Origin of the sequence: Mucilaginibacter kameinonensis (assembly GCF_003675385.1) — a bacterium.
In the GTDB taxonomy this organism is placed as follows: Bacteria; Bacteroidota; Bacteroidia; order Sphingobacteriales; family Sphingobacteriaceae; genus Mucilaginibacter; species Mucilaginibacter kameinonensis.
In genome coordinates, this window is the sequence record NZ_RCWZ01000005.1 from 842,238 (window position 1) to 859,025 (window position 16,788).

The 16,788-nt window shown below is 43.7% G+C and carries 17 protein-coding genes; 7 read left to right on the forward strand and 10 right to left on the reverse strand.

Annotated elements, in window-relative coordinates:
- The first annotated feature begins 28 nt into the window (after window positions 1-28).
- Window positions 29-499, forward strand: coding sequence for an organic hydroperoxide resistance protein (locus tag EAH55_RS26410; protein WP_121812294.1), 471 nt, complete (start codon window positions 29-31; stop codon window positions 497-499).
- Window positions 500-597: 98 nt separating this feature from the next.
- Here the strand turns inward: EAH55_RS26410 and EAH55_RS26415 are convergent, their stop codons facing one another.
- Entirely contained in the window at window positions 598-1,455 is an 858-nt protein-coding gene (locus EAH55_RS26415) for a universal stress protein (RefSeq protein WP_121812295.1), read from the reverse strand.
- Between the two features lie 151 nt (window positions 1,456-1,606).
- On the reverse strand, window positions 1,607-1,963 hold the full coding sequence (queD, locus tag EAH55_RS26420) for a 6-carboxytetrahydropterin synthase QueD (protein WP_121812296.1): 357 nt from the start codon (window positions 1,961-1,963) through the stop codon (window positions 1,607-1,609).
- A gap of 227 nt (window positions 1,964-2,190) precedes the next feature.
- On the opposite strand from queD, the gene EAH55_RS26425 reads away from it, so the two are divergent.
- From EAH55_RS26425 to hemN, 6 genes are all read left to right on the forward strand, one after another.
- Window positions 2,191-2,883, forward strand: a complete 693-nt coding sequence (locus tag EAH55_RS26425; protein ID WP_121812297.1) for an OmpW/AlkL family protein — start codon at window positions 2,191-2,193, stop codon at window positions 2,881-2,883.
- A 151-nt stretch (window positions 2,884-3,034) separates the two neighbouring features.
- Window positions 3,035-3,409 (forward strand): hypothetical protein, encoded by a 375-nt coding sequence (locus EAH55_RS26430; protein ID WP_121812298.1) that lies wholly within the window; start codon window positions 3,035-3,037, stop codon window positions 3,407-3,409.
- A gap of 134 nt (window positions 3,410-3,543) precedes the next feature.
- Entirely contained in the window at window positions 3,544-4,731 is a 1,188-nt protein-coding gene (locus EAH55_RS26435) for a PAS domain-containing sensor histidine kinase (protein ID WP_121812299.1), read from the forward strand.
- Window positions 4,728-5,780, forward strand: coding sequence for a response regulator (locus tag EAH55_RS26440; RefSeq protein ID WP_121812300.1), 1,053 nt, complete (start codon window positions 4,728-4,730; stop codon window positions 5,778-5,780). Before EAH55_RS26435 ends, EAH55_RS26440 begins: the two co-directional genes overlap by 4 nt.
- Before the next feature lie 37 nt (window positions 5,781-5,817).
- Window positions 5,818-6,885 (forward strand): 2-hydroxyacid dehydrogenase, encoded by a 1,068-nt coding sequence (locus EAH55_RS26445; RefSeq protein WP_244228370.1) that lies wholly within the window; start codon window positions 5,818-5,820, stop codon window positions 6,883-6,885.
- An 11-nt stretch (window positions 6,886-6,896) separates the two neighbouring features.
- Window positions 6,897-8,258, forward strand: coding sequence for an oxygen-independent coproporphyrinogen III oxidase (hemN, locus tag EAH55_RS26450; protein ID WP_121812301.1), 1,362 nt, complete (start codon window positions 6,897-6,899; stop codon window positions 8,256-8,258).
- A 162-nt stretch (window positions 8,259-8,420) separates the two neighbouring features.
- On the opposite strand, the gene EAH55_RS26455 is transcribed toward hemN, so the two are convergent.
- The 8 genes from EAH55_RS26455 to EAH55_RS26490 form a co-directional block, all read right to left on the reverse strand.
- A complete protein-coding gene (locus EAH55_RS26455) occupies window positions 8,421-9,113 on the reverse strand; it encodes a sulfite exporter TauE/SafE family protein (RefSeq protein ID WP_121812302.1) in 693 nt (230 codons plus the stop codon).
- The gene (locus tag EAH55_RS26460) at window positions 9,110-9,535 is read right to left on the reverse strand and encodes a FixH family protein (RefSeq protein ID WP_121812303.1); all 426 of its coding nucleotides are present in this window, start codon (window positions 9,533-9,535) and stop codon (window positions 9,110-9,112) included. The genes EAH55_RS26455 and EAH55_RS26460 overlap by 4 nt, the downstream gene beginning before the upstream one ends.
- Window positions 9,536-9,539: 4 nt before the next feature.
- Window positions 9,540-10,913 carry a cytochrome c oxidase accessory protein CcoG gene (ccoG, locus tag EAH55_RS26465; RefSeq protein WP_121812304.1) on the reverse strand — a complete coding sequence of 458 codons (1,374 nt, stop codon included), beginning with the start codon at window positions 10,911-10,913 and terminating at the stop codon, window positions 9,540-9,542.
- Between the two features lie 21 nt (window positions 10,914-10,934).
- A complete protein-coding gene (locus tag EAH55_RS26470) occupies window positions 10,935-11,834 on the reverse strand; it encodes a cbb3-type cytochrome c oxidase N-terminal domain-containing protein (protein ID WP_121812305.1) in 900 nt (299 codons plus the stop codon).
- Window positions 11,831-12,022 carry a hypothetical protein gene (locus tag EAH55_RS26475; protein ID WP_091206730.1) on the reverse strand — a complete coding sequence of 64 codons (192 nt, stop codon included), beginning with the start codon at window positions 12,020-12,022 and terminating at the stop codon, window positions 11,831-11,833. Before EAH55_RS26475 ends, EAH55_RS26470 begins: the two co-directional genes overlap by 4 nt.
- A 7-nt stretch (window positions 12,023-12,029) precedes the next feature.
- Complete coding sequence (gene ccoN / locus EAH55_RS26480; protein ID WP_121812306.1) at window positions 12,030-14,156, reverse strand: cytochrome-c oxidase, cbb3-type subunit I; 2,127 nt, start codon at window positions 14,154-14,156, stop codon at window positions 12,030-12,032.
- Between the two features lie 82 nt (window positions 14,157-14,238).
- Window positions 14,239-14,400, reverse strand: a complete 162-nt coding sequence (gene ccoS, locus EAH55_RS26485) for a cbb3-type cytochrome oxidase assembly protein CcoS (protein ID WP_112565854.1) — start codon at window positions 14,398-14,400, stop codon at window positions 14,239-14,241.
- Window positions 14,397-16,787 (reverse strand): heavy metal translocating P-type ATPase, encoded by a 2,391-nt coding sequence (locus EAH55_RS26490; RefSeq protein ID WP_121812307.1) that lies wholly within the window; start codon window positions 16,785-16,787, stop codon window positions 14,397-14,399. The genes ccoS and EAH55_RS26490 overlap by 4 nt, the downstream gene beginning before the upstream one ends.
- Window position 16,788: the final 1 nt, after the last annotated feature.

Below are 16,788 nucleotides of genomic sequence, written 5' to 3' on the forward strand. Positions count from 1 at the left end.
CAATACCTCTTAAAATCCCCTAAATAAAATGGAATCAGTAACGGTAATTGATGTAAGCAATAACGCGCAGATTGTTGCGGATAAAGTATTATACACAGGCAAAGTAAAAACAACCGGCGGCCGCGAAGGCGCCTCAAAAAGCACCGATGGCCGTTTAGATATCAGTCTGTCTACTCCGGGAGGGCAAGGCAGCGGGACTAATCCCGAGCAGCTATTTGCTGCCGGCTGGTCGGCTTGTTTTATTGGTGCTATGAGGCGCAATGCAGCGGGCTTGCAAATCCCGCTTCCGGCTGATACTACCGTTGAAGCAGAAATTGACTTGGCCACAAACGGCGAGGGAAGCAGCCTTGCCTTTAGCCTCCAGGCGCGTTTGAAAGTTTATCTTCCCGGCCTTACAGCAGACCAGGCAAAGGCAGTGGTTGAAGCCGCACACCAAACCTGCCCTTATTCAAAGGCTACACGCGGTAATATCAACGTTTTAATTAATGTTTCTGTCTGATTAAGATCGAAACAAGGCTATAAAAACAAACCGGCTACAATTATACCTTTTCAAAACACGGGGGTATAACTGCAGCCGGTTCGCTTTTTAAAAACAGTTTATTTCACAGCGGGGAAAACCAATAGCGGAATAGTGATACGACCGGCCATTTTTTCACTGTGGCTGCTTTTCAGCAAGCGGTAAACGAAGCTATGAGGTCTGTGCACCATTACAAGCATATCCACCTGCCCGTGTTCACAAAGCCAGCTTAAACCAGCTTCAACCTTGCTGTTCCTTACACTGCGATAATAAATGTGCGGGTAGTTCGCTTTGTTAGATACATGGGTCATGAAATCCGAGATCGTCTTTTTCAACTCAGCGGTGAGTTCTTCACCATCATAAACATGAGTAAGCAAAATTTCGGCACCTAAAATTTTGGCGAGCGGAATCAAATGAAACAAGCTCTGTATATCATTCTCCGGGTCGGCAAAATCTGTCGCGAAAGCTATTTTTTTTAAGGGCACAAATTGAGTATCGGGAGAAATAAGCATTAAAGGCCTGGTGGTATTTGCTATCATGTTTTTACAGTGGTTGCCTAATAAAAAGCTACTCATCCCTTCGCCATGAGTACCCATCACTACCAAATCAACCGATTGGCTTTCCGCATAGCTTTCCACAACATCAGTCAAAATTCCCGGTTCATTTTTAATAGTAATTTCGGGGATAAAACCGTTAGTAATAGCCGCCTTTTCCAAGTCGGCTTTTAAACTTTCAAGGCCGATAGTACTATCCCCCAATAACAATTCAAGGTCATCCATTGGCCATACTACGGCGCCCGCTTGCGGCATCTCGGCAGGTACGATAACCGCGTTACATAGTACCATGTTAGCTTTGATCTGTTTGGCAAGTTTATAGCCATATTCAGCAGCATGCTTTGCATTGGCTGAAAAATCGGTGGTAACAAGCAGTGTTTTCATGTTTTGAGTGTTGAATGTTTTACACTACAAAACTGCCTGTTTACAGCGCTAAAAATAATGACCATCGTCATCTATCTACGTGATTAAAAACCCAAAACAAACTGTATAACAATAAAATACCGGGTATTCCTATCAAACAACTTAATCAGATCTATTCTCCCTCGTAAATCACCCCTGATGACGGCGTTTCTTTCAGTTCGATCTTTTTCAGCCCCGGTAATAAAGGCTTTACTTTTTTCCAGATCCAGGTGGCCAAAAGTTCGGCGGTGGGGTTTTCGAGCCCTTCAATATTATTCAAAAGTGTATGATCAAGCATGCCAATAACGGGTGCTACAATTGCTTTCAAGTCAGAAAAATCCAGGATCCAGCCCTCTTTTTCCAATACATCGCCGGCAATATAAAGTGTAAAATGATAAGTGTGCCCATGCAAATTATGGCACTTGTGGCCCTCGGGAACATGCGGCAAAAAGTGCGCGGCATCAAATGTAAAGTGTTGGTAAATGATCATAAATAAGTTAACTAAATAAAAGCTGTAAGATTAGGCTAAACCTATTAATGAGTATATGACCAGGATTGCTTAAGTAAGTAACCTTTATCATTGTTTGATAAGCATTTTACCCGCTCACATTTTAGCACTGTATGGCAATGACAATAATCAGTAAACAGCCTGCTTACCGTCATGTACCGGACTAAATACCAGCTATAGTTTTGGGGCATAATTCAAATCCATATATTATGAAAACTTTAAAACTATGTGTGTTGGCGTTATGCCTGTTTAGTGCGTTTAATGGCTTAGCCCAACAGAAAAATGAATGGGATATCCGCGTGAGGGCAATAGGCATACTACCCCAGGAAAGCGCCAAAATTGGAGTTATAGGCGGCGATATCAATATAAGCAACGCGTACGTACCCGAGCTGGATATTACTTATTTCTTCGCCAAAAACTTCTCGGCCGAACTGATCCTTGGCACATCAAAGCATAAAGTAAAAACGCAGGGATCAAACCTTACAGCTATAGGCGGCAATTCTTCGGCAGATATTAACCTTGGCAAAGTTTGGTTGCTACCACCCACCCTTACTTTACAATACCATTTGCCAACCGGTACAGCATTTAAACCCTACATAGGCGCGGGTGCAAATTATACCATATTTTATAATGCCGATAAAGGCCCGGTTGTACAGGCGATAGATTATCAAAATAAGTTTTCGTTTGCAACGCAGGCAGGTATTGATTATGACATTACTAAAACCGTATTCCTGAATATTGATGTGAAGAAACTTTTCCTGAATACTAATGCAACCGTAAACGTGGCTAACCTCACACCTGCCGGTAATCAATCACTTGAACCTGTATTGAAAAACATTGGTGCGGATGTTAAAATAAGGCCCTGGGTAGTTGGCATTGGAGTTGGATACCGGATAAAGTAATAACTTTCAACACAATATGACGATTTTAAGATAGCCAGGTAGCAATAACCTGGCTGTTTTATGAGCACCCTGTCATGCTTTATGACATCAATCAATAAAAAAAGTGACGAAAGTCATTTTTTTTAAGCCGCATGATCATTACTCTTATGGCATGGAACAAATCAACATAAAACAAACCACTCCTCTTCACCAGGAATGGCTGCGGAGGCTTGATTTTTATCATTTTGAGTTATTTCTCATACAAGAGCAGTTGGGCGAAGTAACAGAGGACAGTGCGGATAAGGATCTTTTAAAAAGGGCGGAGCATTTTAAGGCCGTACTAATTGCCCGCAAAAATCATATCGACAAATTAAGAAACCGGATCCGTGAAAACCTGAACCGGTTGGCAGCGGACGCTGCGGATGAAGACTCCGTTGACAAAACTTTAAAAATCTTCGAAGTCTTAAATCAGGAATGTTTAGCGCAACAGCAATCGGTAAACGAATTAAGATCGGAATTTGAACAATTCACTACCGAATGGGCGTAAGATCAGGCCATCTATAAGTAAACTCTTCAGTTTAAAAAATGATCAATATCACTTTTTAAACTGAAGGTGATTATGCTCCACTTTGCATTGGGTACGGATATTTGTTTGCCACATAAAATGGCGATGGGTTTAATATGGAAAGTGCAGCATTACTGAATGCGATCATCGAAAACGCTATTGATGGTATCATAACAATTGATGAAAGAGGGTTGATCGAATCGATCAACCCTTCTGCATGTAAACTATTTCAGTATACCCCTGCCGAAGTAACCGGCAAAAACGTATCCATGCTGATGCCCCCACCAGATAGGAACAATCACGATGAATACATCAACAGGTACCAGAACACCGGGCGGGCACACATTATAGGTATTGGCCGTGAGGTTACAGGATTGCGAAAAGATGGTTCACAATTCCCTTTCCGCCTTGCGGTAAGCGAGGTAAAATACTCGGGGCGCAAAATATACACCGGCTTTATACACGATATCAGCCGCGAAAAGGAAGCAGAAGAACAGCTAAAGGATTATGCGTCACACCTGGAAGATGAAGTACATGAACGTACACAATCCCTACAACTCTCTGTAAAAGAACTTCAACAAGCTAAAGAGGAAGTCAGCATTTCGCTCGAAAAAGAAAAGGAGTTAGGACAGCTAAAAAGCCGTTTTGTATCGATGGCATCGCACGAGTTTCGTACGCCTTTAAGTGCAGTGCAGCTATCTGCCTCACTCATTGAACGATACGCGGGCCATTTGCAAAGTCAAAACATCAGTAAACACGTCAACAAGATCAAAAATGCGGTGGGCAATCTTACCACGATATTGAATGATTTCCTGTCGCACGAAAAGCTTGAAGCCGGGCGTGTTGAGGCCTCATTAACATCTTTTGACCTGGTAAAGCTGGCAGAAGAGATCACGGAGGAAATGCAGCTGATAGCCAAAAAAGATCAGAACATCATCTACCAGCATACCGGCAGCAACAGCAGGGTTAACCTCGATTTAAACCTGCTCAAAAACTGCATTATCAACCTCATTGCCAACGCGATCAAATACTCTGGCGAAAACACTTTTATTGAGTTTAATACCGAGATTGAAAAAAACGGCTGTATCATTACCGTAAAAGACAACGGTATAGGCATTCCCGAAACCGATCAGAAGCATTTATTTGAAGCTTTCTTCAGGGCACACAACACGGGCAATATTCCCGGCACCGGCTTGGGCTTAAACATTGTTGCCCGCTATGCCCGCCTCATGAATGGCAGCGTAGCTTTTAAAAGCAGCGTTAATAAGGGCACCATATTCACCATTTCATTTCCCGAACAATGAGCAAAAAGATACTAATTATTGAAGATAACAACGATATCCGCGAAAACGTGGTTGAAATACTGGAACTTGCCGGCTACAGCGTTTTTGAAGCCAGCAACGGTCGCACCGGGGTCGACCTGGCTTTGAAAAACATCCCGGATGTTATCTTATGCGATATTATGATGCCGGAGTTGGATGGATACGGTGTATTGTATATGCTGAATAAAAACCCGGTCACGGCTGCCATCCCCTTTATATTTTTAACCGCCAAAGCTGAGCGCGTTGACCTGCGCAAAGGCATGGAAATGGGTGCCGACGATTACCTTACCAAGCCGTTTGATGACATGGAACTGCTGAGCGCGGTTGAAAGCCGGCTCAAAAAGAAAGAGGCTCAACAAAACTTTTACAGCAAATCGCTCGATAATTTAAACCAGCTACTATCTAAAAACAAAGGACTGGCCGAATTAAAACGGATCATTGAAGAACGACGTGCCCGGCAGTTCAAGAAAAACCAGGTAATTTATTATGAGGGCGATAAAGGTAACGGCCTTTACCTGGTAATAAAAGGAAGGATAAAAACCGTAAAAATGGCCGAGGACGGCCGAGAGCTGATGACCGGAATTTATACTACCGACGAATACCTCGGCATCCACTCTCTGCTATCAAACGAAACCTATAGCGAAACTGCCACAGCCCTGGAGGATAGTTTACTCTGCCTTATCCCTAAAGACCAGCTGGATGAGCTATTGAATTTATACCCCGAGGTTGGACGCGAATTTATCAGGCTGCTTGCCAACAACATCCGCGATAAGGAAGAACAGTTGCTGCAACTGGCCTATCACTCCGTCAGAAAAAGAATGGCCGAAGCTATGCTGCGCCTCCATAAACAATATACCAGCGCTATTGACAGCTTTAAAATATCAAGGGAAGATTTAGCCGCCATGGCAGGCATGGCTACAGAAACGGTTAGCCGAACGCTATCCGATTTTAAAGACGAGGGCCTGATAGACAAAAAAGGTAGCGTGATCACCATCCTTGATATCAACAAGCTGTCAAAGATGAGAAACTGACCAGCATCACTTTTTCTGCTGATCAGGATCATTCCGCATGCGTTTGTTCAAGCCTAATTTTACGCTTGATAAATCATTGCAAATGAAAGCGGTAGCGTATAGTATCAAGCCTTTTGAAAAAGAATTTCTGGCAAAAGCCAATCAAAAAAAACACGACATTACTTTAATATCCAATGCCCTCGGCCCAGATACAGCCGTGTTTGCCGAAGGTAAAGATGCCGTAATTGTTTTTACTAATGATGACGTGTCGGCCCCGGTGATTGAAAAGCTTGCCGGCTTTGGTGTAAAGCTCATTATCACCCGCTCAACCGGCACCGATCATATCGATAAACAAGTCGCGGCTGCATATGGCATCAGTGTATCAAATATCCCGTCCTATTCGCCGCAGGCTATAGCTGAGCACGCGGTAGCCCTTGCATTTGCGCTAAATCGGCAGATCATCAGAGCCGATGAGCACAGTCATCATTTTGATTTCAGAAATGATGAGTTGATGGGATTTAACTTTTCAGGAAAAACAGTAGGACTAATTGGCCTTGGCAATACGGGCAAAGCTGCAGCGAAGATCTTTGACGGACTTGGCTGCAATGTAATTGCTTACGATCCGGCGTTCCCCGCAGATGTCCTGAACATTAAACCCGTTGCTTTGGATGAACTACTTACCACCGCTGATATTATTTCGCTTCATTTACCGCTTAATCCTGGCACAAAACACTTCATCAAAAGCGAAACCATCAGCCTCATGAAAAACGGGGTAATGCTTATCAATACTTCAAGAGGCGCGCTCATCCGGACCACCGATGTTATAGCGGCGCTAAAAAGCGGCAAGATTGGCTATTTGGGTTTAGATGTATATGAATTTGAAAAAGGGTTATTTTTTGAAGATCATGAAGATGACCTTATTAAAGATCCTCTATTGCACAGCTTATTAAATTACCCCAACGTGCTGGTTACTCCGCACCAGGCCTATTTAACCAAAGAAGCCCTGCAGGAAATAGCAGACCAAACCATCTGCAACCTTGATCAGTGGCGGCAGAACAAGTGTTCCGGCGAAGCCTGCGTATGCGCTAACAGTTGCCGGAATAATACCATCCACTCAACGCTTTAAGATTTCAGATCATGGAACAATCACTTACAGCCAAATACAATGTGGCTGCTCCCCGCTACACCAGTTACCCAACCATGCCTTATTGGGATACCGATGCATTTAGTAATAACGAATGGATAAAAACAGTAAAACGCTCTTTTTTTGAAAGTAACACACAGGACGGTATCAGCATATATATCCATTTACCTTTTTGCGAAAACCTGTGCACATACTGTGGCTGCAATACACGTATCACCAAAAACCATCGGGTTGAGGAACCGTACATTAAAGCCTTGCTACTGGAATGGGCTATGTACAGGAATATATTTGGCAAAAAGCCACTCATCCGCGAAATTCATCTTGGCGGTGGCACGCCTACATTCTTTAGTCCGGCAAATCTTAAAGCGCTGATCAGCGCTATTTTGCTTAACGCAGATATCCATCCGGATGCAAGTTTTAGCTTTGAAGCTCATCCTGCTAATACTACGGTTAATCACTTACAGGCTTTGTATGATCTTGGTTTCAGGAGGCTGAGCCTGGGGATACAGGATTTCGATCCTAAAGTTCAGTTTATCATCAACCGCCATCAAACCATAGAACAGATTCAGGCCGTTACCGGTCAGGCGCGCCGTATTGGTTATACATCAATCAATTATGATCTCATTTATGGCTTACCTCTGCAAACCTTACCTGGCTTAGCAGAAACCATGCAACAGGTTGCCGGATTAATGCCCGATAGAATAGCCTTTTACAGCTATGCGCACGTACCGTGGATAAAACCCGGCCAGCGCCGGTTTACAGAAAAAGACTTGCCTGATGCAAAGCTTAAGGCTAAGTTATATGAGGTAGGCAGGTCTCTGCTAAAACACTACGGCTACATTGAAATAGGCATGGACCATTTTGCCCTCCCCGGCGATGAATTGCTATTAGCTGAACAAAACGGTAACCTGCGCCGTAATTTTATGGGATATACCCATCAGCACACACAGCTATTGATTGGTTTAGGGGTATCCTCTATCAGCGATTCCCAATATGCTTTCGCCCAAAACGTAAAAACAGTTGAGGAATACCTGGAGCTTGTAAAAAATGGCGAGCTTCCGGTTTTTAAGGGCCATATCTTAACCAATGATGATATGATGATCCGCAGGCATATTCAGGATATCATGTGTACAGGCCAAACCACCTGGAACCATCATACCGAACCCTGTGAGCCGTTACTTGAAGGAATAGAACGCTTACAACCTTTGGCCGACGATGGGCTGATAGAGCTCAACTCCTGGGGGTTGAAGGTTACCCCAACAGGCAAGAACTTTTTACGCAATATTTGTATGGCAATCGATGCCCGATTATGGGCAAATAAACCGGCTACGCAGTTATTTAGTATGGCGATATGATGTAAAAGAGACTTACGAAGTTTTAAAAACTTCGTAAGTCTGGATTCAATTGAATAGTAATTGCCATTCTTAGGCCTGTCACCCTGAGCCTGTCGAAGGGTCGCGCGCAGAGGCCCCACCACCATGCTTCGAGAACCTCAGCATGACACCCCTTTTTAATTATCACTTGCATACCCCAATACCCGATGATTGCTTTGCAGGGCTCAAATAAGGAATATTCAAATTTAATCCCCGCAAAATAAACCAGAACCCAAGGCAAACCATCAGATAAGGCATTATCTTGTTGATCCTGCGCCTTATCGCCGGCCCAACAAAACCTGAGCTAACCGTAGCAGCCAGCATCAGCGGAAAAGTTCCTGTTCCAAACCAAAACATGTAAGCTGCAGCATCTGCAGGCGAAGGACTGTTAACCGCTCCCACCAGCGCCAGGTAGACAAAGCCACAAGGTAAAAAGCCGTTTAGCAAACCAATAACCAAATGACCGGCTTTATGCTTCAAGGCATATTGCAGCAGTTTGTTAACGGGCGATAATATAGCGGGAAACCTACTCATTTGTGATAACCGGCGCAGTTTAAATAAACGAGAGAGCCCGGCCATAATAATAAGTGCGCCGCTCAGTAAGCTTATCCCCTGCTGCAAACCGTAAAGCCACAATTGTTTACCAACCAAACCAATTAACAATCCTAAAAAGGTATAGGTGATTATCCTGCCAATGTTATACAACACTTTATCGGTTACAATAAGCCACCAGCGATTTTGCGAAACGGGGACGGCAAAGGCAAGCGGTCCGCACATACCTATACAATGTACGCTGCCAAACAGCCCTATAAAAAACGCTATCTCGTTATTGCTCATTTTTTAATATATACCTCCTTATGATACAAGTATGATTTTTTACCGCTTTCCCATTCAAATGTTAATTGCCACGGGCCTTTGGCAATGTCTTTTAGCTCAATTTCAAACAGTTTATCGTTCTTGCTATCAAGCTCAAACGATCTGTCCAAAGCTTTATCAGATGGTCGCATAAAACTTACCTTTCCGGTTATAGGTTCGCTAAAAGTTATCATAAGCCGGTCGGCACTTTGAGAGATTGCCGGTTCAGCATGATCTTTACTTACTTGCTCTTCGCGGTCATGATCTTTATTGAAACTCAATCCTTTTTCATAGTACTGATGATCATAGTCATCAACCGGTGCGTTGAACATATAGATACACATACTTAGGATAAACAGCATAAATGCCGCCATCCCCGCTATAATTCCTTTTCCCCAATTCATTTACTTAATCATTTACTGGTCCTATAAAATTGGTGCTCACTGTTTGGATAACCCGCTTATCGGCCACCAGCTGTAACCGGATCTTTGTTTTGGCGGTATGGATATGTGTTGCAGGCAGCATAACAAAAAACACTGTCTTCTCCGTTCCGCCCCGGGTTACCACAGCGGGCGATTGGATATATTTTATTTTGATAGAAGGGTCATCGGCTACGATAGTTATGCGCTTGTTTTTATCGGTTTTATTGATGATCTCGGCATTATAAATATTGCTGATATACCCGCCGGGCTGTTGTTGATAGAGCATACCCGCACTTCGCATAACCGTAATGTCCATATCGCTGCGGCTAAAAATAAAATAGCTTAATACGCCAACCAGAACAGTGATCACAGCAGTATAAGCCATCATCCTGCCGGTAAAAGTTGGCTTCTCTTTAAGCCTGATCATATTTTCAGAAAAATACCCTATCAGGTTGCGGGGCTTACCTATTTTATCCATCACCTGATCGCAGGCGTCAATGCAGGCGGTGCAGTTAATACATTCTATTTGTGTTCCTTTACGGATATCGATCCCGGTAGGACAAACCGCCACACACAAACTACAATCAACACAATCGCCTTTCAAATTAAAAGGATCGGCAAGCTTGCTTAATTTCCCCCGAGGTTCGCCGCGTACATCATCATAAGCCACAACAAGCGTATGCTGATCTATCAAAACACTCTGCAGCCTGCCGTAAGGGCATATCAATGTACAAACCAGTTCACGCACCTGGCTATAAACCAGGTAAAATACCAAGGTAAACACCCAGATACTGGCAAAACCTACCCAATGCAGCGTAATCGGTTCAATTATAATCCGGATCAAATTTTCGCTACCGATGATATAAGCCAAAAAAGTATTGGCTATCAGGAATGATACCAGTATAAACAAAGCATGTTTGAGCGTTTTCTTCGTGATCTTTTCCTTAGTCCAGGGGCCGGCATCCAGTTTTTTACGTTTATTGGCGTCGCCCTCAATCATGATCTCAATTTTACGAAAAACCATCTCCATGAAAATGGTTTGCGGACAAATCCAACCGCAAAATATCCTACCAAAAGCTATGGTAAACACCACAATGCAAACCAGGAAAACCAACGAAGCCAGCGCGAACAGAAAAATATCCTGCGGCCAAAATACCTGGCCCAACAACACAAAATGCCGGTTCATAAAATCAAGCAGCAACAATGGTTGCCCGTCGATGCGTAAAAATGGGCCGCTGAAAAAGAAGATGAGATAAAAATAACTCAGCCAGCTTCTCCATTTGTAAAACCTGCCCTTACGCACCAACGGGTACATCCATTGCCGCTTTTTGCTTTCCTTACCCTCCAGTAATCCTTCCATTATTTTAATAATAATATTGCGCTATGCTTTTTTTGTTGCTTTAGCATCGTCGTCACTTTCCTTTTCGCCCTGGGCCTCTTTAGCACCCGCGGGGTTAGTACCGTGTAATGATTTGATGTAATTTGCCACATCCGAGATCTGTTTAGGCGATAATTGCTTCTCCCAGGTTGGCATACCCTTAGCCTGTACACCGTATTTAATGGTTTTAAATACATCATTGATCTTGCCGCCATGCAGCCAGTACTCATCAGTAAGGTTAGGGCCAACAACTCCCTGCGCATGATCGCCGTGGCAAGGCACACAATTTTGCTTAAATATCACCTGTCCGGCGGCCACTACTCCCGGTTCAGCATCTAACTTCACGGTATTTTCATCGACACGATTGGCGGCTTTACTCAAGTAAGCTTTCTTGGCGATATCCGCCTGTGCCATTTCGGTGCTATACTCTTCGTATTGCAGCTGCCCGAAATGAAAAACGTGATAGTTAAGTATGTATCCAACTGCGAAAATGATAGTGGCATAAAATAGGTATGAGAACCAGGCAGGTATCGGGTTATCCAATTCCTGGATGCCATCGTAATCATGCGCAATAAGTAGTTCTTTCTCTTCGGCGAGTGGCCTAAGCGAAAGCAGCTTGTTCCAAACCTCAGCTTTTGGTTTCTTGACCTTTTTAGCCGGAGCCAATTCAGCAGCTATCTGCTCTTCAGTATACCCCTGCGATTTAAGGACTACCCTTGCAAGCACCTTAAAGGTTTTGAGCAATACCAGCATGGCTACAACAAATAGTAACAGCATACCAACTATGATCCAGTAAGCTATCTCATTCTGCAGATCGTCGGGGATCAGATTATCGGCAAACGCCATACCGGGTTGCATCAATAACATAAACGGTATTAGAAATAATATGCGGTAATGTTTCATAACTGATAAGGATTAAATGATTCACCAATGCCATCTTCCAACGGCAAATCGCTCATGTGGTCGATATGTTGTTTCCTGAGGCGGATGAGCAACACAGATACAACAATAAAAAACACCAGGAATATGGCTAATGAAAACAGCAGGTACACCTGGGTACCGTTAACGCTTTCTGTAAATTGTTTAAACATGGCTATTTTATTTATTGGCTGTTTTGTTGGCTTTGATATCTGTTCCCAGACGTTGCAAGTATGCTATGATCGCAATCACCTCCTTATCATTCTTGATTTTGATGTGATCGGTATAAAGGTTTGCCGCAATTTCTTTGGCCTGTTTATCTAAATCACTGTTGGCTATCCTTTCATAACCCGGCGCATATGGTACGCCCAGTTTACGCATCGCGTTTATTTTAGCTATGGTAGTAGTAGTATCAAGTGTTTGGGTTAAAAGCCAGTCATAATTTGGCATGATACTGCCTGGCGACATCAGGCGCGGATCCATCAGATGGTTATAATGCCATGCGTTGCCATACTTCCCTCCTTCGCGGGCCAGATCGGGGCCGGTACGTTTTGATCCCCATAAAAACGGGTGGTCATATACAAACTCGCCAGCCTTGCTGTACTCGCCATATCGCTCCGTTTCAGACCGGAAAGGCCTTACTGTTTGAGAATGACAATTTGAACAACCTTCCCTGATGTAAAGATCCCTGCCTTGCAACTCAAGCGGTGTGTAAGGTTTAACAGCGGCTATGGTTGGGATATTTGATGAAATGGTAAGCGTTGGCATCAGCTCAACAAACGTACCTATCAATATCACTATCAAAGCGGCTATCATGAGCTGAATAGGCTTGCGCTCGAGCGTACGGTGCCATGTGCCATCTTTAGCGGCTTTTGGCAATGGTGCCAAAGCCATCGCCTGCGCGGCCTCGTTAGCCACCAGTTTGCCCTGCATTGCTGTACGTACAAGGTTGTACGCCATTACAATTACACCAAGCAAATAAAATCCGCCGCCTACAGAGCGCATTACGTGCATTGGGATAATGCGCAAGGTGCTTTCCAGAAAGTTTGGATATTTCAGAATACCTTCGGGTGTAAATTCTTTAAGCATTAAGCCTTGTGTAAAGCCAGCCCAATACATCGGCACCGCATAAAATAAGATGCCCAAAGTGCCTATCCAAAAATGGAACGAAGCCATTTTTTTGGAGTAGAGCTGAGTTTTGTAAATGCGTGGTATCAACCAGTAAAGTATAGCGAAGGTTAAGAAACCGTTCCAGCCCAAAGCGCCAACGTGCACGTGGGCAATAATCCAATCGGTAAAGTGACCAATGGCGTTAACTTGCTTTAACGAAAGCATGGGGCCTTCAAAAGTTGCCATACCGTAAGCGGTAAGACCAACCACCATAAACTTAAGGATAACATCATCACGAACTTTATCCCAGGCGCCGCGCAGCGTAAGCAAACCATTGATCATACCTCCCCAGCTTGGTGCTATCAGCATAATGGAAAATGCTATACCTAAAGATTGCGCCCAGCCAGGCAAGGTAGTATATAACAGGTGGTGAGGCCCGGCCCAGATGTAAATGAATATCAGCGCCCAAAAGTGCAGGATACTAAGCTTGTATGAATAGATTGGCCTGTTAGCCATTTTGGGCAAGAAGTAGTACATCATACCCAAATAAGGCGTTGTAAGGAAAAACGCTACCGCATTGTGGCCATACCACCACTGCACAAGGGCATCCTGCACACCGGCGTAAACCATATAGCTTTTAAAGGCAGATACCGGCAGCTCAAATGAGTTTACAATATGTAATACTGCAATAGTAACAAAGGTGGCTATGTAAAACCAGATGGCTACATACAAATGCCTTTCCCTGCGTTTAAATATGGTGCCAAACATATTAATACCAAATACCACCCAAATCACTGTAATGGCAATATCAATAGGCCATTCAAGCTCGGCATATTCATGAGATGTGGTCAACCCAAGCGGTAATGTAATAACGGCCGAAACAATAATAAGCTGCCAGCCCCAGAAATGGATATTGCTCAGTAAATCGCTGAACATCCTGGCCTTAAGTAAACGTTGCAGTGAATAATAAACGCCCATAAAAATGGCATTACCCACAAAGGCAAATATCACGGCATTGGTGTGTAGCGGCCGGATACGGCCAAAGGTGGTATATTGGTTGCCCATGTTCATCCCCGGGCTATACAGCTGTATAGCAACGATGAGGCCCACGGTCATCCCAATTATTCCCCAGATCACGGTGGCTATGCCAAAATTCCGCACGATCTTGTTGTCATAGTAAAATTTTTCGGGCTGCATAAAGTGTTTTTATTATGGTGTAAAACTATTGCCTTGGTGTAAGCGGCAGAATGATGGAGATTGGCGTAAAAGATGACAGATATCACTTTTCGGTATCGGCATCCTCCGAATCGTCCAACAGGATACGCACAGATGGAGTGTACAAATCTTCGTTTTGTCCGGTTCTTTGAGCCCAGAAAAAAGCAGTCAAAAAAATGAGTGCCAGCACCACGCTGCACCCTATCAGAAAATAAATAACGCTCATGATAATTTCCTTTTCTTGGCCGCGAAATGCGTTGCCAGACTGGTGAAAGAAATAATAGTTACCGTACTTACCGGCATCAGGATTGCCGCAAACAGCGGTGAGAGCTTTCCGGTAATGGCGTAGCTTAAACCAATAAAATTATAGGTAAGGGAAATCAGGAATGATGCATGAATGATCCTAACCGTATCTTTTGAAAACTTTAAAAACGCAGGAAGCTTGCCAAATGACCGACCATCCATAATGGCATCGCTTCCGGGCGAAAAGTTGTTTACGTTATCCGTAACAGCAATACCCAGGTCACTTTGTTTAAGGGCACCCGCGTCATTCAACCCGTCGCCTATCATCATTACTTTAGCACCATGCTCCTGCAGCTTGCCTGTAAAGTCAAGCTTATCCTGGGGCGACTGGTTAAAAAACAATTTATCGGTAGTTTTAAAAAAACGGATCAATTCAAAACGCTCATGATCCTGATCGCCAGACAAAAGGTATAATTCATAATCATTTTCGAGGCCATTAATGTTTTTCAAGCCCTCGCGATATTGATGTGCAAAGGCAAAGTATCCTTTATAGTTACCATCTACGGCAACATGAACCTTTGTACCGGCCGATGTATTCCTGCTATACCCTGAAACATGCTGTTCGCTGCCAATACGTACCTGATACCCATTAACAGAGGCGGTAATACCCCGGCCCGCAGCTTCAGAAAGGTCAGTTACGTTCAAACGCTTGTGAGTTCCCAGGTACCGGCATATCATCCTGCTAAGCGGGTGATTGGAGTGCATACAAACGTTGTAAACCAATTCGCGCTCTTCGTCACTTAACTGGGCATTTAACCGGATATTATCATTATCACTTGTAGTTATGGTACCCGTTTTATCCATAACAATGGTATCGATAGCCGCGAGCTGTTCAACAACAGCAGTATTCTTCAGGTAAAAAAGGTTCCGGTCGAAAATGCTAAGCGCTGCCGACATGGTGAATGGCGTACTCAAAGCCAGCGCACACGGGCAGGCCACTATAAGCACTGCTGTGAAAGCGGCAATCCCGCGGTTTATATCTGTTGGCAACCAAAACAGCAAAGAAGATATAGCAATAACCAATAAAACAACAGTAAAATACTTGCTCACCTTTTGGTTAAAGGTTTGCATACGGTTATCTTGTTTATGGTTAAAAGCTTCGTTGTTCCAGAGTTGGGTAAGGTAGCTTTGCGATACGGGTTTTATAACTTCAAGTTCAATGGCTTCTCCTGTTTGGCGGCCGCCCGCGTAAATGATCTCGCCCCAGGTTTTGTTTATTGGTACGGACTCGCCGGTAACAAAGCTAAAATCAATCAGCGCGTGCCCTTTCAATAATATAGCATCAGCCGGGATGATCTCATTATTGCGGATCAATATCCTGTGCCCCGTGTGCAGATCGGCAAGCGGAACAGGTTTCTCCTTTTCATCAACAATGGTGTTTACCGCTACAGGAAAAAATGAACGGTAATCGCGCTCAAAGGATATATGGTGATAGGTTTTCTTTTGCACAAACTTACCTACCAGCAAAAAAAACACAAGCCCGCAAAGCGTATCGGCAAAGCCCGCCCCAGTATGGGTGGCAACTTCAAAAAAAGTGCGGATAAAAAGCACAGCAATTCCCAGCGCCAACGGAAAATCAATATTTAACGATTTACGACGAAGATTTTGCCAGGCAGAAACAAAGTATTCTCGGCCGCTGTAAAAAACCACCGGCAAACTGAATAACACATTTAACCAGCCAAAAAACAGCCTGAACGAATGTTCATACGCCGATATGCCAAAGTATTCGGGAAAACTCAGCAACATTACATTACCAAAGCAAAACCCTGCCACGGCTATTTTTTGTACCAGCTGATCTTTAGTAGCGGCACTTTGTTCTTTAATAACATCCTGCAAGCTGATCAATGGTTCATACCCTATATCATATAATAACTCAACCAATTGCTGCAGGCTTATGCGGTGATGATCAAAGCGGATATTAAGCTGTTTCTTCAAAAAATCTACACGGCAATAATGCACCGCGGGATTAATTTTATGGAGCTTTTCCAACAACCATAAACACGAACTGCAATGGATATGCGGTATATAAAACGTGACCATAGTAACCTGGTCATCGGTATAATCAATAAGCTGACTTACTATAGCCGGTTCTGACAGGTAATCAAAACGCCTGTCAGTACGGGCACGTGTAGCGCCGGGATGGTCATTGTAAGTATAATAATTGCAAAGCTGGCTTTCTGATAACAGCTGATAAACGCTTTTACAGCCGTGGCAGCAAAAATGCTTATCATCCAAGGTATAAGCTTCGGTTAAACAATCATCACCGCAATGGTAACAGCTTATTTTTTCAATAGTAGGGTTTCCTGTCATG

Bases quoted from the DNA above. Each gene is read 5' to 3' on its own strand.
- EAH55_RS26410 (WP_121812294.1), top strand. From the start codon at position 29: ATGGAATCAGTAACGGTAATTGATGTAAGCAATAACGCGCAGATTGTT.
- EAH55_RS26415 (WP_121812295.1), bottom strand. From the start codon at position 1,455: ATGAAAACACTGCTTGTTACCACCGATTTTTCAGCCAATGCAAAGCAT.
- queD (WP_121812296.1), bottom strand. From the start codon at position 1,963: ATGATCATTTACCAACACTTTACATTTGATGCCGCGCACTTTTTGCCG.
- EAH55_RS26425 (WP_121812297.1), top strand. From the start codon at position 2,191: ATGAAAACTTTAAAACTATGTGTGTTGGCGTTATGCCTGTTTAGTGCG.
- EAH55_RS26430 (WP_121812298.1), top strand. From the start codon at position 3,035: ATGGAACAAATCAACATAAAACAAACCACTCCTCTTCACCAGGAATGG.
- EAH55_RS26435 (WP_121812299.1), top strand. From the start codon at position 3,544: ATGGAAAGTGCAGCATTACTGAATGCGATCATCGAAAACGCTATTGAT.
- EAH55_RS26440 (WP_121812300.1), top strand. From the start codon at position 4,728: ATGAGCAAAAAGATACTAATTATTGAAGATAACAACGATATCCGCGAA.
- EAH55_RS26445 (WP_244228370.1), top strand. From the start codon at position 5,818: ATGCGTTTGTTCAAGCCTAATTTTACGCTTGATAAATCATTGCAAATG.
- hemN (WP_121812301.1), top strand. From the start codon at position 6,897: ATGGAACAATCACTTACAGCCAAATACAATGTGGCTGCTCCCCGCTAC.
- EAH55_RS26455 (WP_121812302.1), bottom strand. From the start codon at position 9,113: ATGAGCAATAACGAGATAGCGTTTTTTATAGGGCTGTTTGGCAGCGTA.
- EAH55_RS26460 (WP_121812303.1), bottom strand. From the start codon at position 9,535: ATGAATTGGGGAAAAGGAATTATAGCGGGGATGGCGGCATTTATGCTG.
- ccoG (WP_121812304.1), bottom strand. From the start codon at position 10,913: ATGGAAGGATTACTGGAGGGTAAGGAAAGCAAAAAGCGGCAATGGATG.
- EAH55_RS26470 (WP_121812305.1), bottom strand. From the start codon at position 11,834: ATGAAACATTACCGCATATTATTTCTAATACCGTTTATGTTATTGATG.
- EAH55_RS26475 (WP_091206730.1), bottom strand. From the start codon at position 12,022: ATGTTTAAACAATTTACAGAAAGCGTTAACGGTACCCAGGTGTACCTG.
- ccoN (WP_121812306.1), bottom strand. From the start codon at position 14,156: ATGCAGCCCGAAAAATTTTACTATGACAACAAGATCGTGCGGAATTTT.
- ccoS (WP_112565854.1), bottom strand. From the start codon at position 14,400: ATGAGCGTTATTTATTTTCTGATAGGGTGCAGCGTGGTGCTGGCACTC.
- EAH55_RS26490 (WP_121812307.1), bottom strand. From the start codon at position 16,787: ATGACAGGAAACCCTACTATTGAAAAAATAAGCTGTTACCATTGCGGT.